Annotated in this window: 16 protein-coding genes; 1 reads left to right on the forward strand and 15 read right to left on the reverse strand. The window is 44.9% G+C overall.

Going from position 1 to position 24175, the window contains the following annotated elements:
- From AAEO56_RS07480 to AAEO56_RS07490, 3 genes are read right to left on the reverse strand one after another with little or no spacing between them, the layout of a single operon-like run.
- On the reverse strand, window positions 1-741 hold the full coding sequence (locus AAEO56_RS07480; protein ID WP_341696405.1) for a DUF4129 domain-containing protein: 741 nt from the start codon (window positions 739-741) through the stop codon (window positions 1-3).
- Window positions 734-1669, reverse strand: coding sequence for a DUF2189 domain-containing protein (locus tag AAEO56_RS07485; RefSeq protein ID WP_341696406.1), 936 nt, complete (start codon window positions 1667-1669; stop codon window positions 734-736). The genes AAEO56_RS07480 and AAEO56_RS07485 overlap by 8 nt, the downstream gene beginning before the upstream one ends.
- The gene (locus AAEO56_RS07490) at window positions 1653-2633 is read right to left on the reverse strand and encodes a stage II sporulation protein M (RefSeq protein WP_341696407.1); all 981 of its coding nucleotides are present in this window, start codon (window positions 2631-2633) and stop codon (window positions 1653-1655) included. Before AAEO56_RS07490 ends, AAEO56_RS07485 begins: the two co-directional genes overlap by 17 nt.
- Window positions 2634-2654: 21 nt before the next feature.
- Here AAEO56_RS07490 and AAEO56_RS07495 point away from each other — a divergent pair, with 21 nt between their 5' ends.
- Window positions 2655-3398 carry an RDD family protein gene (locus tag AAEO56_RS07495; RefSeq protein WP_341696408.1) on the forward strand — a complete coding sequence of 248 codons (744 nt, stop codon included), beginning with the start codon at window positions 2655-2657 and terminating at the stop codon, window positions 3396-3398.
- 134 nt (window positions 3399-3532) lie between these two features.
- Here the strand turns inward: AAEO56_RS07495 and AAEO56_RS07500 are convergent, their stop codons facing one another.
- From AAEO56_RS07500 to AAEO56_RS07555, 12 genes are all read right to left on the reverse strand, one after another.
- Window positions 3533-4195, reverse strand: a complete 663-nt coding sequence (locus AAEO56_RS07500; protein WP_341696409.1) for a hypothetical protein — start codon at window positions 4193-4195, stop codon at window positions 3533-3535.
- 142 nt (window positions 4196-4337) lie between these two features.
- Window positions 4338-7697 carry a T9SS type B sorting domain-containing protein gene (locus AAEO56_RS07505; protein WP_341696410.1) on the reverse strand — a complete coding sequence of 1120 codons (3360 nt, stop codon included), beginning with the start codon at window positions 7695-7697 and terminating at the stop codon, window positions 4338-4340.
- 34 nt (window positions 7698-7731) lie between these two features.
- Window positions 7732-11160, reverse strand: coding sequence for a T9SS type B sorting domain-containing protein (locus AAEO56_RS07510; RefSeq protein WP_341696411.1), 3429 nt, complete (start codon window positions 11158-11160; stop codon window positions 7732-7734).
- A gap of 39 nt (window positions 11161-11199) precedes the next feature.
- Entirely contained in the window at window positions 11200-12804 is a 1605-nt protein-coding gene (locus AAEO56_RS07515) for a T9SS type B sorting domain-containing protein (RefSeq protein WP_341696412.1), read from the reverse strand.
- A gap of 418 nt (window positions 12805-13222) precedes the next feature.
- Complete coding sequence (locus AAEO56_RS07520; RefSeq protein ID WP_341696413.1) at window positions 13223-13729, reverse strand: hypothetical protein; 507 nt, start codon at window positions 13727-13729, stop codon at window positions 13223-13225.
- 19 nt (window positions 13730-13748) lie between these two features.
- On the reverse strand, window positions 13749-16070 hold the full coding sequence (locus tag AAEO56_RS07525) for a choice-of-anchor L domain-containing protein (protein ID WP_341696414.1): 2322 nt from the start codon (window positions 16068-16070) through the stop codon (window positions 13749-13751).
- A 37-nt stretch (window positions 16071-16107) separates the two neighbouring features.
- Entirely contained in the window at window positions 16108-18417 is a 2310-nt protein-coding gene (locus AAEO56_RS07530) for a choice-of-anchor L domain-containing protein (protein WP_341696415.1), read from the reverse strand.
- Window positions 18418-18436: 19 nt separating this feature from the next.
- Entirely contained in the window at window positions 18437-19273 is an 837-nt protein-coding gene (locus tag AAEO56_RS07535) for an ABC transporter permease (protein WP_341696416.1), read from the reverse strand.
- A gap of 8 nt (window positions 19274-19281) precedes the next feature.
- Window positions 19282-20187, reverse strand: a complete 906-nt coding sequence (locus tag AAEO56_RS07540; RefSeq protein WP_341696417.1) for an ABC transporter ATP-binding protein — start codon at window positions 20185-20187, stop codon at window positions 19282-19284.
- Between the two features lie 150 nt (window positions 20188-20337).
- Window positions 20338-22200 carry a BamA/TamA family outer membrane protein gene (locus tag AAEO56_RS07545; RefSeq protein ID WP_341696418.1) on the reverse strand — a complete coding sequence of 621 codons (1863 nt, stop codon included), beginning with the start codon at window positions 22198-22200 and terminating at the stop codon, window positions 20338-20340.
- A 144-nt stretch (window positions 22201-22344) separates the two neighbouring features.
- Window positions 22345-23403, reverse strand: a complete 1059-nt coding sequence (locus AAEO56_RS07550) for a nucleoid-associated protein (RefSeq protein ID WP_341696419.1) — start codon at window positions 23401-23403, stop codon at window positions 22345-22347.
- Window positions 23404-23544: 141 nt separating this feature from the next.
- The gene (locus AAEO56_RS07555) at window positions 23545-24090 is read right to left on the reverse strand and encodes an IS1096 element passenger TnpR family protein (RefSeq protein ID WP_341696420.1); all 546 of its coding nucleotides are present in this window, start codon (window positions 24088-24090) and stop codon (window positions 23545-23547) included.
- Window positions 24091-24175: the final 85 nt, after the last annotated feature.

Below are 24175 nucleotides of genomic sequence, written 5' to 3' on the forward strand. Positions count from 1 at the left end.
TTATAGCGTATTTAATGTTTTCTGAAATGCTTTTTCTGCCTTTTCAAATGCCTTTTCGTCAAGCGGGAAATCGCCATACCAGCTATAATCATATACATAGGACAGGTATTCGAAATCCTTTTTCAGTTTGTTGTCGCGTATTTCGTACAGGTAATCGCTATTAGTCTTGTCCCAGTGCCAGTCGATTATCTCACGGTTCGAGAGCTTTTTAAGCACCCAAAGGAAGTAATAACGAACGGTAAGCTTGTAATCGCCGGTTTGCTTTGTCTCATCTACCAGTTTTCGGAAATCCATTTCGTGGATGTTCTCGTCGCTGATATCGAATGCAGCTATTTTTTTATTGCCCCTGCCAAAGATCCAGTATCCTTCTTTATTGAGTATAGCTCTTGCGATTAGGTAAACAGCGAGGCCAATTACCCCAAAGGCAAGTATCCTGATAAATATGGTGAATCCGTCTGCTTTTTGTGTTTTGTCACCAAAATTGAAAATCCGGTCAATTACCCGGCCTACCCATTCCCAAAAACGTTCCCATTGCGATTTTGCAACGGTCTTGGTTTCATATTGAAACTCCCTGTCCGAATATTTTTCTTTAAGTCCTTTGTCAAATTTACGGTCCTTATAATATACAGTTTCAGCAGCCTGTGCTGTAACTACGGGCGCCATTATGCTATCCTGCGTTGTCGCACCGGATATGCATAAAGGGCTGCCAAGCAATAGTATGTATAGAAGGATCTTATTCAAAGTCGGTACCTATTAAGTCAATATCAGAATGTAGTGTGTGGCGTTCATTGTCTTCCCTGCAGCTGTAATAGATAAGTCCCTGATTTACCATCAGGATATTGCCCAGGAAAAAAGCCAGTACAAAATAGAGCATGAATGTAATCAGCATCAAAATCCCTAAAAGCGATATATTTTCGTTATCCATTTTGCCATTACTGCCGAAAAGCATGATAACTATTCCAATCATGTACGGGATAAACGACAATATGCTCTGCGCTATCGAAATGATCACATAGATGATGGCTGTCGAGCCCATGTGCGGCCAGAAGTTTTTGAAGAGCATTCGCATACCCGTGCCCATAGCGGCAAAATAGCCTTTATCCGTATTCAGGTAATCATAAAAGCTAAGGAATATCCAGTTAGAAAGCGCTGCGAACAGGATGATGGCCACCGGTATACCAATCAGTATGGCAAACATCAGCATCCCGAACAGACCCACTATTATGGTTATCGGTACAAAAGTTACAAGGGATAAAAGCGCGAACAGCAGAATTTTACCGATCTTCTTTTTAAAAAGGCCAAGGACTTCGCGGGAAGTTGGTTTTTCATTTTTTTCTGCCAGGCTGAGGTATAATACCGGATAGCTATAATTCGTTATGGTAAGGAGCAGTACCAGTATACCACACACAACACCGGCGGCGATAAAGAAACCGGTATTTGCATTAAAATAATCGTTGAGCATTTGCTGCGACTCAGGAGAACCCATCCCCGAAAACATGTTCTCAAAGAATATCCTGCTCACAAGAAAGATAAGCAGCAGCAGCAACAGCATCATCCCGCCATTGATTATGATGTAGTTGCGGAAATAATTTTTACCGGACACCCTGAAAAATATAAAGGTATCGTTTATCAGCGCACTGAAGTTACGTTTCTTATAGAGCTGGAACATGCTGGTTTTTTATTTTTCTGTTAACGATAAACGGATATACCAGGTAGTAAAAGGATATAAGCGAAAGTGTAAACAGGATGATGAAAACATTCAGGGCGCGGGGCATATCCGGCGCATAACGGGTTACAAACCCCTCGAGCATGCCGGCAGCAAATGTAAACGGCATGGTACTCAAAACAATTTTAAGGCCATTTTTAAAGCTTATCTTCATGGAGGCAAGCCGCGAATAGGTTTTAGGGAACAATATCCCCGCCCCAAATATAAAGCCTGCGGCAGCCTCAATTACCATCCCGAAGATCTCCATACAGCCGTGTATCCAGATGCCACGGACGCTTTCCCAAAAAACGCCCCTGTCATAAAAGAAGTACTGGAAAGCACCCAGCATAAGCGAGTTTTGGAATAATACATAAGCAGTGCCAAATCCGCCGAACACGCCCATTATAAACGAAAAAAGCCCTACTTTAAGGTTATTGAGGGTTATCCCGAAGGCGCTGCCCCAGTTGCTGCCGCTTTTGTACACGGCTACAGCATTCCCCTTCTCAATATTTTCAAGTGTCATGTTTACATAGTCGTCGCCCATGATAAGGCGAACGAACGAATCATCGTTTATAGCCGAGATAACGCCTATGCCTAAAAAGATAAAAAACATCAGGAACGCGTAAAGTACGTAGCGCCTGTTTTGGTAAACGATAAGCGGGACTTCGGTTTTAAAGAAATAAACCAGCCTGTTTGTTTCCTCGCGCTTTGTTTTGTATATCTTCTGATAGGTGATAGAAGCAAGGTGATTCAGGTAGACAACGGTCTTGCTTTTAGGGTAATAGGTTTGTGCATACGACAGGTCGTTTACCAAATGAATGTACAGGCTGGCCAGTTCATCAGGATTTTTTTTAGCTTTACCGAAAATAGCCTGCTCAAATTCAAGCCATTTTTCTTTATTTTGTTTTATAAACGCGACCTCTCTCATACGAAAGCTAAAATATAAAATATGTCAGAACTATCTATCACAACTACGCAAAATGTGAATATAAATTTTAATACGGCATCCGCAGGCGACCGTATGCTGGCCTATCTGCTTGATTTAGTGATATGGATAGCCTATTACATTGTTATTTTTGTTGTTATCTTCGAGGTTACCGGGTTCAACGATTACCTTAGCGAATTCGATCCATGGTCGCAAAGGGCGGTATATATGTTCTTTTTCCTCCCGGTCATGCTGTATACCCTGGTGCTTGAAAGCCTTATGGAAGGGCAAACCCTTGGTAAACGCATCATGAAAATAAAGGTGATCAAGATTGATGGGTACCAGGCCGGTTTTGGCGATTACCTTATCCGCTGGCTGTTCCGATTGATCGAAGTTACGCCGCCATTCAGTGTTGTTGGGATCATCTGCCTTATGGTTACCGGCAAAACACAGCGCCTGGGCGACCTTGCAGCGGGGACGGCGGTAATATCCCTTAAAAACGACATTACGATAAACCATACGATACTAAAAGAAATAAACGACACATATATCCCTGTTTACCCTTTGGTTATAAAACTAAGCGACAACGATGTGCGCATCATCAAAGAAACCTATGAAGCGAGCATCAGGGCGACCGATTTTGAGATGATCTCCAAGCTCCAGGACAAGGTAGAAGCTGTAACAGGAATCAGGTCGGTGTCTGCAAATGCTACCGCGTTTATAGATACCATTTTGAACGATTATAATTTTTATACGCAGCGGATGTAGGTCATTCAGATTGTAGATTTCAGATTTTAGAATTCAGATTGAACTTCACTCGGAGGTGCTTACTCGAATCCTGAGGCTAACAGCAGGAGTGTAACTCAATCTGAAATCTACAATCTACCTTCTGAAATCTGAAATTATCGGCATATGGCCCATTCAATAAAAGGGAAGTTTTCAATGGCATTACTTTGTAAGTATATCTCATTGCTTACAAGTCTGAAGAAGATAATCTGGTTTTTGGCTCCTGACTTTATGATCTTACCGTCTTTCCTTTTTATGAGGACATAGGGCACAAGGGCATCATCATAATAAAAAGGCTTATCCGGTTTAAAGAGCATCCAGTTTTTTTCGCTTCCAAAATCCATTCTTTTTGTAATAGTGCCTTCTAAAGGTAATATATCGCTAAGGGAGCCTTCGCGGAATTCACTTATGGTAATTCTTTTTCCAACTAATCTAGATGCCCTGAGAATAACTATAGTGCTAAGTAAAATAGAGGGTATTATATTTATTACTATTTCTGAATCATTTGCACCAAGTGATACGCCCATGTTAAAGAATCCCTGTGTGAGATTAAAATAAGGCTCAACGGAAATAATCTGAACGATGATCCAGATATAGAGAACAGGGATCACAATTCGCATATGGAAATCAATGAAATACAAAATCGAGCCAATGATACCAATAACGGAAACTAGCCCCGAAAGGCTCAATAAGGCTCCGGGATTGGTTAAATTGACCAGGCTGAATATAAGTGCGACAACAGGTAAAATACTCTCTGTGCCAAACAATGGTTTTTTCATAGAAATTGGTATTGAAATTTTTGCGAAATGTAATGACGGAATGAGTGTAGCTAAATCTGAAATCTAAAATCTGAAATCTAAAATCTACAATCTAAAATCTACAATCTAAAATCTACAATCTGAAATCTACAATCTGAAATGATTACCTTACCATCGAGAAATGCCCCTTCACAGTCCTTCCGTCGTCAAGGGTTACTACAAACCAATAGTCGGTGGCAGGAAGCCTGTGTCCGTTGTATGTACCGTCCCAGCCCGGGCCTTTGGGGTTTACATCTGCAAGCAGCTTGCCATAACGGTCGAAGATATAGATCTTGCTGTTTTCATAGAATAATGTATTTACACCTATGATGTCCCAGGTATCGTTGATGCCATCGCCGTTCGGGGTAAAGAATTTCGGGATTGCGAGTACTGCTACTCCCTGTAGCGATACGCCGCAGCCATTCGTGTCATACACATAGACTATATGTATTCCCGCAGTTACGTTGTCAAAGAAATTCGATTCCTGCCACGGCCCATTTGGTGCGTCGAGGCTGTAGAGGTAGGAGGTGTCTACATTATTGCCGGGGTGTACAAGCACGGTAATGGTGTTATCTGTGCGAAGGTCTTCTACAACAACTGCGTCAAATACGGCTACATCGCTTGGTACAACGGTAATGGTACGCGTTTTTGAGCAGCCTGAAATATTGGTGATATTGGTAACCTCTACCGTGTAGGTGCCCGGCTGGTTTACAAATATGGTATGCGTTGTCTCACCGGTTGACCACAGGAAGGTATAATGGGTGAGATTGTCCAGTTCCCCTGCATCGATAGGAATAAAGTCATGAGTGTTAAGACAAACAATGGCGGTGTCGTCAATGTCGATATTTGGCATTGGCCGTACTATAAGATATAATGGCTGGAGCGCCGTACAGTCGTTGTCGTTTTCTACGCGGGCATACACCATCTGGCGGTTGATGGTGGTATTTGTAAATACTGCGGGTATGGCATTTTGCTCCAGCAGCGCATCGGTTACAGATGGGTAATAAAGCACACTGTCTGCACCTGCACCAACCCCCGTTAACGCAAGGTCAAATTCTGCAAAACCGTCTTCGCTGCCATCATCGTCACAGCGTTCCATTGGTATGGCGGGCAGTATATCGGTTGTCACTTCCAGTGTTAAAGGTAAGATTCGGAAACAGCCAGTTGCTGTTACGACCACACGGGCTGCAATTACCTGCGGGCTGGTGGTATTGGTAAAAGGTGTCGTTATTTCGTTAGTGCCATCTTCTGCATCGGTTGTAGTAGGGTAGTAGCTCACGCTGATCCCCGCATTGCCGCCTGAAATTTCGGCATCAGCCTGTGTTAAGTTAAACAGGTTGGCACCATTTGGGTTAAGGCATTGTACTAAACGGGCGGTAGTTATCGCATCAGGCAAGGGATTTACTGTAAGGGTAATCGGCAGGACGGTAACACAATTAGTAAAGGTGTTATTTACAATACGCGCATATACCACTTGCTCGTCCCTTACCGTATTATAAAATTGTGCAGGCAGCGCGCTTGTTGTCGTGTTGGCATTTGCCTGGCTGGCATAATAGGTGGTCGTGTATTGCGAACTGTTTTGCACCAACGCAGTTGTAACGGCTGCCATATCAAAAGTAGCTTTGCCGTTGGAATCATCACCGTCAGTGTTGTCGTCGCAAATGGAAAATTTGTTAGTATTTAACAAGGGGGCAGCCGTTGCGCTTATCTCAAAAGAGGTAGTGCTATAGCATTTTGTATTAGACCTTTGGTGTACGCGTGCATAAATAGTCTGCGGATTTGAAATATTGGTATAGGCTGCTGCATTAAGGGCATTGGTATTGGCATCGGCATTTTCCTGCGAGGCAAAATATTTCACTTCAAAAGTGGTAGCGATCTGCGTTCCTAATATTGAAGCGTTATTTGCAGCCAGATTAAATACTTCAACCCCATCATTTTCGGGGTCGCATTCATTAATGGCTGGGGCGGTATTAGCTACCGGTATCGCATAAATGGTTACATCCTCGACTATGGTATACACATCGCCCTGGTTGGTTATGGTCGCTATTACATTATAGTCACCCGGTGAAGCATAGACATGTGTAGGCGCCAATTCTGACGATGGTGCAGCACTATCACCGAAATCCCAGGATACGGTTTGGAACGTACCGGCAGCGTTAAGCGAAAATTCGGTAGTATCGCCAAGGCAGGCATTGGCAATAAGTACATTTGCCGAAAACAGGGATGTTATAAATGGGGGAAGTCCGAAAATAGCAATTCTACCCGAGCCAAGCGATACAGCGTTATCCTGAAAATTACAGGCGAGCCCGTTTTCATCAGGTGCGTTTACTACATCCAAAAAAGATGCGCCGTTTACTGCCCTGTATATTTTTCCGTTAGGCCCCAGTTGTAGTGCAGTTGCATTAGTGCTAAGGGCTGTAATGAATATATCAGAAGCTCCTACATCGGCAGCTTCAAGGTTATACTGATGTAAACCTCCCGCTACAGTGGGAGTAGCATCATAGGTAACGTAGAGTTTTTTTGACTGCGGAGAAAATTCGATTCCATACGGTACTGAATTATTGCTTACCATTACCGCATTGGAAACGATGCCGTTGGAGTTATTAAAATCGTATAAGTAAACTGCCCCGTTTTGTGCTGTGCCACCGGTAATTGTCCCGCGCTGGTTGTGAGCAACAGCCAGTTTTTTCCCATTGGGCGCTGCTTTGAGGTATCCTATGGCACTACGCCGGTAGCCGTCGGTATTCACTACAGGGTCGAGCTGGGAAATTACAGGTGTTTCATTAACTCCGGCCCCGTCTACAAAAAAGGAATAAAATTTATCAATAAACTGAGTGACTACCCAAAACCCGGTGCCGGTATTGTTTTTTACAGCCGTTATTTTTTCAGAGCATTTGTATTTTATTTCATTTAAAACAGTGGGATCGTAGGTTATAAGATGCCTGTTGCGTGTCACAACATCACCTATGCTGCCATTCGAGCCTGTAACAGAAAGGTCGACCACAGAGTAATTAAGGCCGTTATTAAAACCGTCATCTGTCTCGGGTACACCAAGGTTAGTGTCCGAATAAATACTATTAAACTGCGCGGGATACACCTGTGCATTTTCATGATGCGGCTCATCTACGGTAAAAATGTAATACGTATTCGGGTCGCCTTTCTTCGGGACGATAATGCCGGACTGCGTACTCGATGGGTCGCCCATAAGGCCCGTACCCGCATTATAATTGCCATTAGGCATCTTCACATGGTTTCGGTCCCACACATTACGGCCATCGGTATAAAACAATAGGTTGCCATCAGCATCCGATATCGCGCTGCACCCTTCATTGGTATCTATCTGGCTTCCGCTCAGCGCCACGACAGACCCGTCATCAAGAAAACGGATGCCTGCCAGCCTGCCAAAAAACCAGTTATTAGCTTCTTTCTGGGCAAATACACTTAAGGAAAACAAGAGCAATAGCAGAGGGACAAACTTTTTCATATCAAACAAATAACCGCCAATAGTAAACTTAATTTTATCGAATCATAGAGAAGTGGCCCTTTATTTTCCTGCCACTCGTAAACACTACTTCAAACCAGTAGTCGGTAGATGGGAGCCTGTAACCATTATAGGTACCATCCCATCCCATTTCCTTGCCAAGGTAACTTTTAATGAGCTTGCCATACCTATCGAAAATATTCACGGTGGCGTCCGGGAAAAAATAAATAAAAAACACGTTCCATACCTCGTTGATACCGTCGCCATTCGGGGTGAAGAATTTAGGGTAATTCAGCACAGGTACCAATGTTTCAGTGTCACTACAGCCATCTTTAGAGCGTATCCTGATCTTGTAAACACCCGGCTCAAGCCCGTCAAAAAAAGGCTCAACTGAAAAGTCCCCGCCATTTATAGAAAATTCATAATCAGTAATAGAGGCTTCTGTCATCGATAGGGTAATGCGGTTGCTGTTTTGGGTAAAGTCCTTAACATCCACCGCATAGTTTATTTCAGGCACGGGCAGGATATTTATAGAGAATGGGGCTATACCATACCGGTAGCAGCCATCGGTACCCGATAGCCTTGCCCATACTGTCTCGCTAGCATAGGGCTGTTGGTTCCGGTAAAAGTAAGGCAGTGGGTTTTGCTGGCTTTCGGCATCTTCTTCGGAAGCATAATAATTCACGACACTTCCGGGCCTTCCATCCTTTATCAACGCATTATTCTGCGAAAGGTCAAAAACAGCGAGTCCTGTGCCGTTATCGCATTTAAATAAATTATCAGGCGTACCTGTAGTAATCATCGTGTCTATTACGATGGTAAGAGTCTCATTAGTGTAACAACCTGTTACCGAATTGGTCATCCTGATATAGACCGTCTGCGGATTGGAGGTATTTCGGTAGTTTTGCGGTGTACCAATAGGATTTGCACCTGTGAGCATGTCATCGGCAGTCCGGTAATAGGTGAACGTTATATTAGCCTGGCTGCCTTCCAGCATGTCTTCAAAAACAGTAAGGTCAAACGTCGTAGAAATATCGTTTGCATCATCGCTGTCGCATTGCGTTGTTTGCAGGGGTGTACCAACGGGAAATTCGTTATTTCGCATCATTTCCGGCAGTCGGTACACACTAATAGTAAAAGAGGTTATACCGTAGCGGAAACATCCGTCATTACCTTCAAGTCTTGCCCAAATGGTTTGTGCTGTGTAAGGCGCTTCATTCTGATAGAGGCCCGGCAGCGGGTTTGTTTCATTTTCAGCATCTTCTTTGGTAGCATAGTAAGTAACAACCGTATTTTCGTCCCCGTTACTTATCGCGTCATCATTTTGTGTCAGGTCGAATTCCCTAACGCCATTGTTAGCATCATCACACAGCGCAAGTGCAGCAGGAATGCCCGTGGGCATGTCCACATCAGTCCTGATAGTGAGGTTTTCGGTAACAAAACACCCGGTTGCAGTGTAGGTCATTCGTGCGTAAACCGTCTGCGGACTGGATGTATTCACAAAGGCTTGCGGGTTATCTACAGGCTGTACACCATTAAGGGCATTATTGTAGTCCAGGTAATAGGTCAGGGCCACACCGTTCTGCGTGCCAATAAGCATATCTTCAAATACCCTCAGGTTAAATGCTGTAAAACCGTCATCATTACCATCATCATCGCATTCAACAATTTCAAGCGGCGTTCCCGGAGGAAGGTCTTCGTTACGCAGCATTTCCGGAACCGGGTAGATATTTATGGTAAAAGGAGTGATGCCGTGGCGTATGCAGCCGCTCGTGGTGTCAAGCCGTGCCCATATCGTTTGTGCCACATCGGGATTCTCGTTCTGGTAGCTTCCGGGTAACGGGTTATTTTTATTTTCAGCATCTTGTTCCGATGCGAAGTATGTCACTGCGGTATTGGGCATGCCGTTTATTACAGGCTCATCATTTTGTGTCAGGTCAAATTCCCCAAAGCCATCGCCATCGGTATCGCATAGCAGCAACGTTTCCGGTGTGCCTACAGGCAGGCTGTGGTCTATGCTTATAGTGAGTGTTTCCCTTTCAAAACATCCGGTAACAGAATTTGTCATCCGCAAATAAATCGTTTGCGGGTTTGCGACATTATTATAATTCTCCGGATTTTCTAAAGGATTATTACCCGTCTCAGCATCGCTGTTTTGAATATGATAGGTGAGGGCCACATCGGGTTGGGCGCCTTTCAGCATTTCTTCAAAAACGGTAAGGTCAAAAGCAGTTGCATTATCATCAACGTTGTCATCGTCACATTTTATGATCGTTAGCGGTACGTTGGGCAGGAAGTCATCCGTACGCAGCATTTCAGGTACAGGCAGCATACTAATGGTAAAAGAGGTAATGCCATAACGGAAACAACCACTCGTCGCTTCAACCCTTGCCCAAATGGTCTGTGTGGTATAGGCCGTGGCATTCTGGTACAGGGCAGGGAGGGGGCTCACCTTGTTTTGGGCATTTGCTTCCGAAGCATAATACGTTACCGATGTATTTGCATTGCCATTGCTTATTAGCGTATTATTTTGTGCAAGGTTAAATTCCCTGAACCCGTTACCGGCAGTATCACAAAGCGACAATGCTACAGGTTCGCCTGCAGGCAGGTCATGGTCAAGCTTTATAGTGAGGGTTTCCGTGTCAAAGCAGCCCGTGACAGGGTTGGTCATGCGCATGTAAATGGTTTGCGGGCTGGACACATTGGCGTATGCCGAAGGGTTGCCCAATGGATTTTCCCCGGTAAGCATGCCGTTGCTGTCGAGGTAATAGGTAATGGCAACATCGGTCTGGCTGCCAATGAACATTTCTTCAAATACAGTAAGGTCAAACGCGGTAGAATTGTCATTTACGCCATCGCCATCGCACTGAACTATTTCCAAGGGAATAGCATCAGGATTGTAGAATACCGGTATCTCGTGAAAGGTAGCCGTTCCTGTCCATTGCATCGAAAAATTAGCCTCGCCGTGCGGCCGGTCGATTATCAGGTAATAAATTTCATCATCATTCACCTCAATCCAGTTGATCCATGCATTCCCATCGCCATTTGGCCCTTCGGATACATCGGTTTCCGTACCGTTCATCCCTGTAATATTGGAGGTAAGCCCTGCCGCGCCGGGATTTGTGGTAGAGCACCGGATGGCCGTACCAAGATTTCCGCACGTTACATTTGGCCCATAAACCCAAAAGTCAAAATCAACTACAAGATTGTCGTTTTCGGGAGTGAGTATAAACCCTAATGTGCCGCCATCTTTAATCAGTATCTTCAGCCACAGGCTATTATGCTCCTGGCTGGAACATGCGTTCTGGATGTTTAGTTCCTGCGTTCCCACACCCGTGGCATTCAGCCCCGAGTAAGTCGCGTTTCCGCACACAATTATAGCGTCCGGGCAGTCTGTCTGGGCGTTCAGGTGTACAAATGGGAGCAGGATGAGTGCCAAAAGCCATCTCCTGAAGGTACTTTTCACAGCATTCGGGTGTTAATTTTTTTATAAATTTATGAAAAACTATCGTAGCATTGCAAAATGCCCCTGAATTTTTCTACCGTTCTCGAGTTCCAGTACAAACCAATAATCGGTTGAGGGCAAAGCTTTTCCGTTCAGATTTCCATCCCATCCGGGGTTTTCGCCCCTAAAGCCATCGATCACTTTACCATACCTGTCAAAGATGGTAACACTTGCCTGCGGGTGCAGCGAAAGGTACGGAATGCGCCATGTGTCGTGCAGCCCGTCGCCGTTGGGTGAGAAGTATTTTGGGTAATTGAGTATCACCACGTTTTCATGAATGGTTTTGCACCCTGTTTTTGCCCTGATAAAAACAACATGCGGGCCGGCCTCCAGGTTTTCAAAAACAAAGCTGTCGCTAAACCCGCCGCCATCAATCGAAAATTCATACGATTCAGGGTCAGGCATTACAACGGTAATCGCGTTTTCGCTGTCGCGGAAATCCACGATATCCAGCTTATAAACAATCTCCGGCAGCGGTATGATATTGATTGTAAACGATACCACATCATACCCAAAGCAGCCGCTTATATTTTCCAGCCTTGCCCAAATGGTTTCGGCAGTATACGGAACCTCGTTGGTGTAAAGCGCAGGAATAGGATTGGTTTTGTTATCGGCATCTTCAAGTGTACTATAATATGTTACCATCATATTCAGGCCTCCGTCTTTTATTGCTGTATCATTTTGGGATAGCGTAAACTCCTGTTTCCCATCCTCATTAAAATCGCACAGATAGAGGTCAACAGGCTGCCCTGCCACAATCGGGTTGATGACTTCTATCGTAAAGGCGGTACTGTTAAAACACCCTGTAATCGAATTGGTCATACGGGTGTATATCGTCTGTAGCGCGGAAGTATTGGCATACGCCCCCGGACTGGTAATCGGATTGCTACCCGTAATTACATCATTCTGGTTTTCATAAAATGTAAGGGCAACGTCTGTTTGTGTATCCAAAAGCATTGCCTGGTGTGTAGTAAGGTCAAACAGCGAGATCTTGTCGTCGATGCCGTCATCATCACACTGCTTAAGGTCAAGAGAGATGCTGTCCGGATTATTGAAAACCGGGGTATCGTGAAAAGAAGCTGTCCCGGTCCATTGTATCGAAAAGTCGCTTGCGCCTATGGGCCTGTCGATTACCAGGAAGTACGATTCGCCATCCTGCACGGTAAGCCACCGGATAAAGTTGTTGCCCAGCTCGCCGGGTCCTTCAGCGGTGTCGGTCTCGCTATCGTTCATACCGGTAAGATTGCTTGCAGATCCCGCAAATTCAGGGTTAGTGGTAGAGCAGCGTATGGCCTGGCCTATATTGCCGCAGGTAACATTCGGCCCAAAAATAAAGAAATCAAAATCAACGTTAATATCCGGGTTGCCGGGTGTTATCGTGAAACCCAGGGTTCCGCCTGTCTTTATGTGCAGTTCGAGCCAGATGCTATTATTCTCAAAGCTTTGGCAGGTGTTTGAGTTATTGAGTTCCTGCCGCCCGGGGCCGTTGGCGGTAAGGCCGTCATACCCCATATTCCCGCAGACGATAAGTGCATCGGAGCAGTCGTTCTGCCCGCTGGCTGTGAGGAAGAAAAGCAGTGTTAATATAGTAAGGGTGAATTTCATAGCAAAGCAAAAATTTTTGTAAATATAATTTACATTGCCTTACCATTTAAAAATGAGGGTGTATTTCTTAACATGATTTATTAAGTAGCGCCCTACGTTTAGAAATGCAGTAGTTTCATCGAGAATGCATACTTTGAAGCAGGGTAGCCAGAAGCAGTAATCTAAGCGCTTATTGCTATACTTCGTCCCGCCCTTCGCTTTATCTGCTCCGTGCCTCCGCAGGATATCGCTACGGTCGGGGCTAAGGGGAGGGGTAGTTTTGTATTTGGAGGCTTACTTCTCCGCAAAGTCCGGCGCTCCGCAAAGTCTCTGACTTTGCGGAAGCGTTGGCATGTCTCTGACATGCACAGTAAATGTCAGAGACCTTTGAACACACCCACAAAGTCAGAGACTTTGCGGAGCGGGATGTTATTCATTATTAGGCTATTTCAACTTTGTATTTGATTCCCCAAACCAATACTTCCTTAAAAAAATCCAACAATTGATTAAATACCCCAATAAAATAATACACGGCATAATTGTCAACATCTATTCCGTCAATATTGAAATTGTCGAAAAAACTGCCCTGATTCATTAGAAATGCTTCTAAATCCTGTCCAATATTCCATTCATCAATCATATTAAGCTCCAGCGGCAGGATATTTAAAGAGGGAAGTATATCATCAGTGATAAAAGATATTACATTTGGAATCTGATCAATGGGTAAACACACGTTTATGTTACTATCTGTAAGATCATTAAGTGGCAGACCATAACCTAATGCGTATTGATATTCATTTACCATTGCCTTATAGAGCAACATGGCCTTTTCCCGGTTAACAGTAAAAGCATAGTAAAGTATAACGCCGTAGTCATCAAAATTTGTTAAAAAACCAGGAGCATCGCCATTTTCTTTATCAACATATAATTCCAATCTTCTTGCCATAGTTAATGAATCAATTTTATTATCTCAACATCGCAAAGTGCCCTCTTACCTGCCTGCCATTCTCCAGTTCGATAAGGAACCAGTAATCGGTAGCGGGTAATGGTTTACCATCATACGTGCCGTCCCATCCCTGTTCATAGCCATTAAAGCCTTTAATGATCTTGCCGTAACGATCGAATACTGTTACAAAAATACCGGGGCGGTTGTAACTGTAAGGTATCCTCCAGGTATCGTTAACTCCATCGCCATTCGGGGTAAAGAAGGCAGGATAATCAAGTACAAAAACACGCTCCGAATATGCCGGCCCGCAACCCTTGGTATCCCTTATATAAATAGTGTATTCTCCTGCTGTGAGCTGATCAAAAACCGGACTTTCCTGATAATCAATACCGTCAATGGAATATTCATAGGTTCCCGGCCCAACAGGCGACACCGTAACAGTATTATTGTTTCCTGTAAGGTCGTTTATTTCAAATGTAGCATCCTTCGCCCGCCCCGATGGTGTGAGGGTAAAAGTCTTGCTGCCTTCGCAACCGAAGGTGTTGGTTAGGGTTACTGTATAGATTCCGGGTTCATCGACTGTAATTGTACTTGTAGTTTGTACAGGATCAGTATCCCAGCTGTAGGAAGTAAAGCCACTGCCTGCATCCAGAGTCTCCGAGGTATCGGCGCATAAAGTCAGTTCTTCATCAGTAAGGCCTTCGCCAAAAGTATGCACGATAAGCTGTAGCGGCATGATGGCAACACAGCCGTCCAGGTTGGTCAGCCCTACATAAATGGTTTGCCCTCCTGAAACGGTATTCGTATAAGACGAAGGTGTCTGTATGGCAAACGAGTAGCTGCGCGCATCTTCATAAGTTTCAAAATAGTGCACCCACGTTCCTGAAGGCGCTGTTGCCAGGATGTCGGCGGTAAGCTGTGTGAAGTTAAAGGTGTAAAGGCCGTTGTCGTCGCATACTTCAATGGGTGCCAGTGCCGGTGCGCTAAATGAAGGTGTAGATAAGGTTGTCGCCACAATAGCGATACACCCCGCATCGCTTTGTACCCGGGCGTATACTACCTGATTGGGAACGGTATTATAAAAAGGGGTCATAAGCCCATTGCCCAACAGGTCGTTTTCCCCGGTTTGTGCTTCGGCTTCCGTCAGGTGCCATGATATCACGTTAATGTCCATGATTTCTACACGGGTCCTGGTCAGCTCGCCGCCAACGCGGAAAAGGTAAAAGCCCGTAAGCCCATCGTCATCGTCATCGCACTGGTTAAAAAAGAAAGGCTCGTCCTCAATCGGCAGGTTATATTCAATCCTAATTTCGCCATTTGCATAACAGGTAGGTGTCAGTTGCGCCTTAACGCTATACGCACCGGCGGTGGTAACGCTATAAAGGGCATTCGTAGCTCCCGCTACAGGCAGCCCGTCCCGGTACCATTGATAACCGGTAGCTCCCGGGATACTGGCATCAAGCAATAACGCATCCCCTTCGCACAGGGCATTACCATTTGCAATCATCCTGTTTTCGCCTAAATCCACCACGCTCCCAAAACTTTTTGCTTTCAAAAATACCGCGGCATCATATAATGTGTCGCCCTGATCGGCTATAACAAGCTTTATATGGTAAAGGGTTCCGGCAATAACATCAGATTCTGCTGTAAGCACCACAGTTTGCCCGTTGTAGTTGGTCGGGGAATCGGAGCCATTAAAGGCACCGAAATACTCCGGATTGGCCGCCGGGCAAAAACCCTGCCCGCGAACCGTTGTCACCTTTACAGGAGTGTCTGTGCCCGGAATTACAGCAAGGTTCTGATAAGGGTCGGCGCTTCCGGCCTGCTTTAGCAAAAAGGCAAAACCATCGCTATAATCACACCACTGCTGTTCGCCCCAGGAGGTATACTCTTCGGAGGCAAATATATAATCAAAGCTGATATGATTGGTAGCAGGGACAAAATCGAATTCCATTATTGTGGCATTCAGGGTGTTGCTGATGTTCAGTACCTCTTCCAAGTCACTATCGCCGGCCCATCCATCGGTGCCGTTACTCAGTATTTCAGTGTTCGGCCCCGGCGATTCCATAGCGTAGCCGGTACTCAGTATGATGCCGCTGTCGAAAGGGAAATCCGTGCCCGATGTAAAGTAACTATAGCTTCTTTGTGCTGCGCTTCCGCCCGATCCGGATATCCTTATATTGCTTATGTTGGCACAGCCATTATCTACCAGCGCATTTACGAGTTGTTCATCTGTTAAGTTATTTACCACTTGTATAGGATCCTGCGCCAGGGCAGCTGATGAAAACATGAGAAGTAATGCAAGGGGCAGCCCCGAAATTATATTGGTGGTAAATTTCATAGATCAAAAAGTAAAATTGGATCAAAATTAGGCTAAATTATCGCAGCATTGCAAAATGGCCCCTTACTTTTCTGCCATTTTCCAACTCGATAAGGAACCAGTAGTCGGTTGATGGCAACGGCCTGCCGTTGTACGTGCCGTCCCAACCTTGTTCGTACCCTTTAAAGCCCGTGATGATCTTGCCATAACGGTCAAAAATAGTTATAAAAATACCCGGGCGGTAGTAGCTGAAAGGTATCCTCCAGGTATCGTTTATCCCATCGCCGTTTGGCGTAAAGAAAACGGGATAATCAAGAATAAAGAGGCTTTCGCGGTATACAGGTCCGCAGCCGTTGGTATCCCTGATATAAACGGTATATTCGCCGGCCGGGAGGTGGTCGAACACCGGGCTGTCCTGATAGTCTGACCCATCAAGGGAATATTCGTAGCTGCCTGTTCCAAAAGGGTTTACGGTGATGGTATTATCGTTGCCGGTAAAATCGTTAATATCAAAAGTGGCATCTGTTGCCCTGCCGGATGGTAAAACAGTAAAGGTTTTACTTCCTTCGCAACCGAAAGTGTTGGTAACGGTTACGGTATAATCACCCGGTTCATCTACTGTAATCCTGCGTGTGGCCTGTACCGGGGTGGTATCCCAGCTATAGGAAGTATAGCCGCTTCCGGCATCCAGTGTCTCGGTAGTATTATCACATAAGATCACGTCCTCATCGGCAAAGCCATTGCCAAAAGAATGTACGATCAGCTGCACCTCCGCAATGCCGTAGCAATCGCTTGCATTGAAGATGCGGGCATAGACCGACTGGCTGTCTGCTATAGTATTGGTAAATGCTTCGGGTGCTGTAATGGCGTTTTCAAAGGTAAGGGCATCATTATACGATGGATAAAATATAAGCTGTAGCCCTGCCGGAAGACCCGCCAGTATATCGTTGGCGGTATCAGTAAGGTCGAATTTAAATAAGCCGTCGTCAGTACCGTCGGTATCGCATTCCTCCAGTGGAGCCGGATTGGTTACGGTGTTAGCCGATACTGAAAGCTTAACCATTGCTATACCCGTACATCCGTACCTGTTTTCTACAAGCACATAAATTGTCTGGTCTGGTATGGTATTCTGGAAAGCAGTTGTGTTTTCTATGGCATCGACTGCGTCCTGTGCATCACTGGCCGAAAGGTAATAGCTGTGCGCCTGCAAATCGGGGTCGCCGTTTTCGGCAAGTTCACCGGCCTGTTCAAGATTGTAGGTCGTGAGGCCGTCGTTATTGTCATCGCACTGCAACAGGTTATAGCTACCCAAAACAAGTGGTGGGGCATACTCCAGCCTTATTTCGCCGGTTGCCGTACATGTGGCGCTAAACGTCACATCTACACTGTAGTCGCCCGGTGTGGTAACGGTATAACTGCCATTTGTTGCCCCGGCAATCGGGTTGGTATTTTTATACCATTGGTAGGCTGTAGCCGCAGGGTTTGTAGCATCTATAGGGAAGTTTTCGCCGTTGCATAAAGGGTTACCGGTGGCCAGCAGCCTGTCGGGGCCAATATCTAAAGTAGCATCAAAACTGCCGCCGCCCAAAAAGATTGCCGAATCATACAGGTTATTCCCCTGGTCAGCCACTACGAGCTTTATATGATAGGTGGTTCCTGCCACTACATCCGATTCTGCCGTCATTATAACAGTCTGCCCATTATAATTCACAGGAGCGTTAGTGGGATTAAAGCTGTCAAAGTATTCTTCATTGGCAGCAGGGCATACGCCGGGGCCGCGCACCGTGTTTACTTTTACAGGAGTATTTGTTCCCGGGATAACAGCAAGGTTCTGGTAGGGATCGGTGGATCCTGCTTTTTTTAGCAAAAAGGCAAAACCATCGGTATAATTACATTGGTTCGGCGAATTTATACTGGTGAGGTATTGTTCTGAAGCGAAAATATAGTCGAAGCTGATGTGGCTTGTAAAAGGGACAAAATCGAATTCCAGTACCGTTGCGTTAATCGTGCCGCTCACGCCAAGCGCCTGTTGCAGGTCGGGATCGCCGCCCCACGATGTGTTGCCTTCGCTTAGAAGGGAATTGTTAGGTCCCGGTGCCGATGCCGCAAATCCTGTGCTTAGTATGATGCCATTGGCAAAAGGAAAGCCCGACGTCCCTGCTGTAAAATAGCCGAAGCTAGTACTGCCTGAACCTCCCGACCAGCCGTTTACAGCTATGTTGCTCACTTGCGCGCAGGAATTGCTCACCAGTGCATCCGTAAGCTGCTGTGCTGTATAATTATCGTTAACCTGAATGTTTTGTGCCGATGCCATGGTGGCAGTGAGGGAAAAAAGAAGTGCAAAGAGATATGCAATACGTGTTTTCATAGCATCGGCAAAGATACTATTATAGATCTCTCTTTTTCAAAATTCTGTACGACATTAACATAAAGAAAATGGTCCATCCTGTTACGATAAGCATTTCATACCACTGAACGGCATACACTTTAGCGGTTTCAGCGCCCGATACCTGCCCTTCAATGGCCTTGTAAGCCTGAAACCTGCTTATCGGCTCCTTGATAAGGTTGCTCATAGCTTCCAAAGGGAAAAACCGGAGTGGTCCATGGATACCGTCATAGGTATCGGTTCCCCAACCTATAAGCAGCTGGCATATCTTTTCGAAAAAGAACCACACCACAATAAAGCCTATTGCAAATGCCGAACGTTTTATCAATATCCCTGCAAAAAGGCAGAAAGAGAAAAAGGCAACCAGCTTAAGGAAAAATGCGGCTATATAATCAAGGTCGGTAAATATTATGGAAGGCTCATCGTATGATGAAAAGCTATAGCCCAGTACAAGGCTCAGCAGGAATATGAAAACAGTCGAGGCGCCGGCAAAAAGGAATACGGCCAAAAATTTCGATTTGATAAATTCTTCCTTGCTCATCCCGTCTATAAGGTTTTGCTTAAGCGTACCGTAAGTGTATTCGTTTGCCATCATCGAGACAATAACTACGGCAAGGAAAAATTTGCCTATCGAGGCTACCCAGGTATTAAAATGCCAGATGTAAGGAAAATTGAATATGCCCTGGTCGGCTATCCTGAATTCCACCCCGAAAAGCGTAAATTTTATAGATGCTATAAGAGCTATGAAAGATAAAAGGATAAAATAGGAAAGGATGAGCACTCTGCTGGCCCTGTTTTTCCACAATTTCTGGAGTTCTATACTTAAAAGTCGTTTCATGGTGATGGTTAGTTTGAAGGTTGGTTAGAGGTTAGCAGCAGGAACTGCTCTTCGAGGCTGTTGGTCCTTTTTACAAGATGGTTAAGCGTTACCCCATTATTAAAAAGGTAGCGGTTAAGCTCGCCGGGTTCCAGCGGGCCTTTCAGGTAAACCGTCAGCTTGCCTTCGATCTCTTCAAACCTTTCTACAGATGTGTGTTGTTGCAGCAGGTTTTTAAGGATAGTATTGTCATCGGCCTGCAGTTCAAAAAAGCCTTCGCTGCTCAACATTCCATGTACGGTTCCGGCATAGAGCATTACCCCATGGCGCAGTACCACTACATGGCTGCATACTTTTTCCACTTCATCCAGCAGGTGGGAGGCCAGAAGTATAGTCGTTCCGGTGGCCGCAATATCCCTGATGATGTTCCTTATCTGGTGGATACCCTGGGGGTCAAGGCCATTGGTAGGCTCATCGAGTATCAGTATTTCAGGGTCATTGAGCAGGGCAGAGGCAATGGCAAGGCGCTGTTTCATACCCAGTGAAAAAGTTTTGAACTTGCTGTCCTTCCTTTCAAGGAGGCCTACAAGTTCCAGCTTTTCGTCTATTTTGCGGAGTGGTGCGCCTTTAATGGTACATACCAGTTTAAGGTTGTCATAGGCAGTCATGTAAGGATAAAAATTAGGGCGCTCTATAATGGCTCCCACTTTTTTCAGGGCATCGTGGGTTTCGAGCTGTCCCCCAAACCAGCTGTAATCGCCGGAAGTTTTGTTTACTACATTTAGTATGATGCCAAGTGTAGTCGATTTTCCGCTGCCGTTAGGGCCCAGGATGCCATATACATTGCCTCTTTTTATTTCAAAAGACACGTTTTTTACAGCGTGTACTTTCCCAAACCTTTTGTCGAGGTTATTGATGGTTAAAATGGTTTCCAAAGTAATTGATTTATCGGTTGTAACATTATGACGAGGACCGACAGGTTTTGTTACCGGAAAATGCAAAAAAGATAAAAATGAATAGGACGGATTAGAGATAAAAGATGACCGACAGGGGATAAGGAACCATAGAAAATAAAATATCAAAAATTACTGATAGGGCACCTCGACCGGCCTGCCAACCTCAAAATTCGGCAGGGTGATATCGGTATTCTTAAAGGTGTTGGTCCTGAAAATACTTGTACCCTGTCCAGGAATGCTTGGGTAGTAGGCAAAGGATAACTGGAAGCTGTTAAATACAAGGTAGTCATTGTAAATTAACAACCCAAGCCCGAACTTTGTATAAAGTTTACTTTCGTACAGGTTGGTATTTTCATCGGCTATCACGCCCATTGTAAAATTCGCAAAAGGGTTCAGGCGGAACCCGAACACATTCCATGGCGAATAACCCTGTGTCTGCAAGGTAAGCAGTGCTTTTTTGGTGCCCAGCGGCCTGCGGATGTCAAACCCTGATATGCCATTGTCGCCGCTTAGGTTAAGCTGGTCGGTAAATATCGGAATGCGGTTATCGCCAAAAATTAGCGCCGGTTTTATAAAATGCCGGAAACGCCACCGTCCCCAGTCCCTGATATCGGTAAAGTACAATCCTTCAAGCCTGAGGGTATTCTGTTGGGTACGATTCCCACTAAAATAAGACCCTACCTGAATGTTGGCACTCAGGTAACCCCAGTCGTAATAGTTACCAAAGGCATACCGCCCGCCCAGATATATCCGCCGTTCATTGCCTTTATCCTGTATGCCTCCGGTAAGCGAATATACCTTACCTATGGGTATATCCTCTACGATGTCGTAATTGAAGAGGAATTTATCCTGTACAAATTTCCGTGAAGTTAAACCGATGCTGGCCAGGTAGAGCTTTTCATTGCCATAGAAACCTACAGAGTCATATTCTATAGAGGGGCGCTGTTTGTAGTAGCGATTAAAGAACCTGCCTGTGGTTACGAGCCTTGTTGTACGTGCTTCTTCCGTATCGCCTTTGTATATTTTAAACGCATACCCTGCCCAGTAATCCTGCGCATCCGACCGGTAATCCTGCATGGCCCATTGTTGCTGCGCATTGGGCAGCGAATCCCGCTCCTGCCGCGACTCTACATATATTCCACCGGCCCATTTGGTATAGGCCGAAAAGAAATTACGTTCTGCACCCACGCTCTTCAGGGAGTTATTACCCGCCCATATCTGATAGTTTATGGTAGAGGTAATGTAGGTATTCATAATATTGGGTATGGTATACCGTGCGAGGTATTCGGTTTGCCCTGTAGCAAAACGTTTGTCGAATTCGTTGCGGAATTCGTGGCCCAATCCAAAGAAATTCCGCTCCGTAAGCTCCAGTGTGGTACCTGATGTAGAGGCCGACCCATTCGGGATAAGGCTCCACGAATCCAGCACCCTGATGTCTACATCTACCGAATCTTTGCTTCCCGCAACAGGCACAGGCCTGATTACGACCCGCCTCACATACCGCTGGCTCCTAATAAGGCGCTCCGATTCCTGTACCAATAAGGAGTCAAGTGGCTGGTTCCGCTTAATGAGCAGCAGATTTTTTATGGTGAGCTGCTTGGTCTTCAGGTGGATTCCGTTGCCAAATTTTTCAAGCCAGGCATCCGGCTTTTTGTTTGGGTCGTTTATAGAATATCCGAAAGGATCCAAGGTTTCCACATTAATCTTGCGCACGATCTTCCCTTCAAATTTATCATATGTAACCGTCATTTCCGGAGCTTTGCTTTTTGTCCTTTTCCGTTGCTGCGACGGCTGCTGTTTTTGCACCGACCTGAAAATAAGCTTATGCAGGAATTTGGTGAATTTCTTACGTTTGGAATAATCTTCCAGATTTTGGTACATCTGGTCCCGTTTCTCTTTCACGGTGTCTTTTTTCACAGGAGTAACCTGCGCCGCCATGGGGCCAACAGCTATAAATGCCAGTAACAGCAGCAGCTTTATTTTTAAGGTCATTCCTGTTAAATAAATTAGTTTTGAAAATTAGGAAATATAAACCTAACAAAAACTTAAAATGGTAAAGGCTTTATTTTTTTACGAATGTTTTAACAATAAAAAAGAGGCCATGGCTGGCCTCTCAATTATATTATGGAATTCATATTAGCTTTTCTCTTCTTTATTGAAGTAAACCAGGTAATAATACATCTGTTTTTCCTCGTCCCAGCCTTTTTCTACAAATTTCTCGGCACTTTCGGGATTGATGAAGTCCAGCTTTATCTGAATATTGGTATCCAGATTGATTACGTTCTTCATTTTTTTGCGGGCATCTGTTACAGCTGCATTGGCAATAGGGAAGGAGGTCACGTCTTCAATGCTGTATTTCGGCGCTTTCTCAACCTTGTAGTTCTTAAATTCGGGGATGAGGTCCGGGTTGTCAAGGACTTCGTTAAGGAAGTTGGTCTCCTCAAAATCGTCGTTCTTGGCAAAATAGTTTACCGAACGGTTCATAAACATTACCTCTTCTTTTTTGTCTTCGGCAGGAAGCACGACATCCTTCGCAAAGTCCTGGCAGAATTTCAGGTATTTCTTAGTGATGAAGTTTTCGTCCTGGAATGCATCTACCGAAAGGAAATGCTCGAGCCAGTAGCGCGCATCATAGCGGTTGCTGTCTATGGTGAGTATTTTATAACCGTCTTCTTTTTTGTAATTGAAGATGATACAGCCTTTATCGAGCTTGTTCAGGTTAACGCCCTGCTGTAGCATGATCTCAAGGTTGGTACCTTTTTCCTCAAACTGAAGGAAATCCGTTTTTATCTCGCTTTTAAAGATACCTATAGCATCAACCGGATTGTTGTCGATAGTAAGATGTGTAAAATAGCTTATATAAACCTCGCCATTCTTGATGTGGGGGTGGTTTGACTGCTCAAAAAGGTGCTTTGTTATTTTTTTCGACACTTCATGCACCGATTCCGGATTGGTAAATATCTCGGTAGCGAAGTTGTACATGTCATGGTAATCCAAATGCACATCGTGTGCGAACTGGAAATAATTCTCTTCCTTGTCCCTGAAAGGTTTAAAGAAATATTCCTTCAATAGCGGAACGATCTCATCATTAAGCCCATAAGGCTGTTCTGATAAAAAAATAGCCTCGTTGCGGCTCTTGTTGCCCACACGGTGTACCGAGAGGCTTTCAATGTGCGTGTTGAATAGGTTGATCATTTTTTGTAAGTAGCAAAGTATCAAAGTTGCAGAGTAACAAAGTTGTCTGCAACTGTTTTGGTTAATTATATAAATAGGATATGTGAATGGCTTTTAAAACTTTGCAACTTTGTTACCTTGTAACTTTGCAACTCAAAAAGCTTAATTCCAATTATGGTCATCAAGGCCAAGGTCGCCCATATTATGGTCGTCGTCAAACATGTCCATGTCTTCCTCGTCGTAATCATCATCAAATTCTCCGTACAGGTCGTCATCAACACCATCGGCCCCAAAAGCCATATCAGGAGCGGTAGCCGGCATCACGCCATGAACGAAAAGCAGGTCAGGGTAGGTGACGCCTGCTTCGGGTTCCTCAATAGCGGCAAGCTCCACAAAGAAGGTCCACATATTCAGGAAATCATACACATATATGATTTTGTTGTTATCCCTGTCCAGTGTACTGCTAAGGATGTAATCGGCCATGGTTTTTTGCTCTCCCGGAGTATCACCTGTGTCAAACAACGGTATTTCCTCATCCTGTATCCATTCATCATCGCAGGTATAGAACGAAGCGATCTCAAGCCCGTCAAAGCCAAAAGCGTTCACTATGGCATTATGCAGGTCTTCCAGTGTATCTTCTTCAAGGATAGCAATATCCCTGAAAATATCCTCTTCCGTGTCGAGTATAACCCTAAATTTATAAACCATAAACGTACTGTTTTAATTAGGCCAAAGGTAAGATTTAAAATTCCAAATATCAAATTCCAATTTCCAATAAGCAACGGATCACAAA

Source organism: Flavobacterium arundinis (genome assembly GCF_038289855.1).
GTDB lineage: Bacteria > Bacteroidota > Bacteroidia > Flavobacteriales > Flavobacteriaceae > Flavobacterium > Flavobacterium arundinis.

What these genes read in the sequence shown, in the direction of transcription:
- AAEO56_RS07485 (WP_341696406.1), bottom strand. Translation starts at nt 1,669, where the DNA reads ATGTTCCAGCTCTATAAGAAACGTAACTTCAGTGCGCTGATAAACGAT.
- AAEO56_RS07490 (WP_341696407.1), bottom strand. Translation starts at nt 2,633, where the DNA reads ATGAGAGAGGTCGCGTTTATAAAACAAAATAAAGAAAAATGGCTTGAA.
- AAEO56_RS07495 (WP_341696408.1), top strand. Translation starts at nt 2,655, where the DNA reads ATGTCAGAACTATCTATCACAACTACGCAAAATGTGAATATAAATTTT.
- AAEO56_RS07500 (WP_341696409.1), bottom strand. Translation starts at nt 4,195, where the DNA reads ATGAAAAAACCATTGTTTGGCACAGAGAGTATTTTACCTGTTGTCGCA.
- AAEO56_RS07505 (WP_341696410.1), bottom strand. Translation starts at nt 7,697, where the DNA reads ATGAAAAAGTTTGTCCCTCTGCTATTGCTCTTGTTTTCCTTAAGTGTA.
- AAEO56_RS07515 (WP_341696412.1), bottom strand. Translation starts at nt 12,804, where the DNA reads ATGAAATTCACCCTTACTATATTAACACTGCTTTTCTTCCTCACAGCC.
- AAEO56_RS07520 (WP_341696413.1), bottom strand. Translation starts at nt 13,729, where the DNA reads ATGGCAAGAAGATTGGAATTATATGTTGATAAAGAAAATGGCGATGCT.
- AAEO56_RS07525 (WP_341696414.1), bottom strand. Translation starts at nt 16,070, where the DNA reads ATGAAATTTACCACCAATATAATTTCGGGGCTGCCCCTTGCATTACTT.
- AAEO56_RS07530 (WP_341696415.1), bottom strand. Translation starts at nt 18,417, where the DNA reads ATGAAAACACGTATTGCATATCTCTTTGCACTTCTTTTTTCCCTCACT.
- AAEO56_RS07535 (WP_341696416.1), bottom strand. Translation starts at nt 19,273, where the DNA reads ATGAAACGACTTTTAAGTATAGAACTCCAGAAATTGTGGAAAAACAGG.
- AAEO56_RS07545 (WP_341696418.1), bottom strand. Translation starts at nt 22,200, where the DNA reads ATGACCTTAAAAATAAAGCTGCTGCTGTTACTGGCATTTATAGCTGTT.
- AAEO56_RS07550 (WP_341696419.1), bottom strand. Translation starts at nt 23,403, where the DNA reads ATGATCAACCTATTCAACACGCACATTGAAAGCCTCTCGGTACACCGT.
- AAEO56_RS07555 (WP_341696420.1), bottom strand. Translation starts at nt 24,090, where the DNA reads ATGGTTTATAAATTTAGGGTTATACTCGACACGGAAGAGGATATTTTC.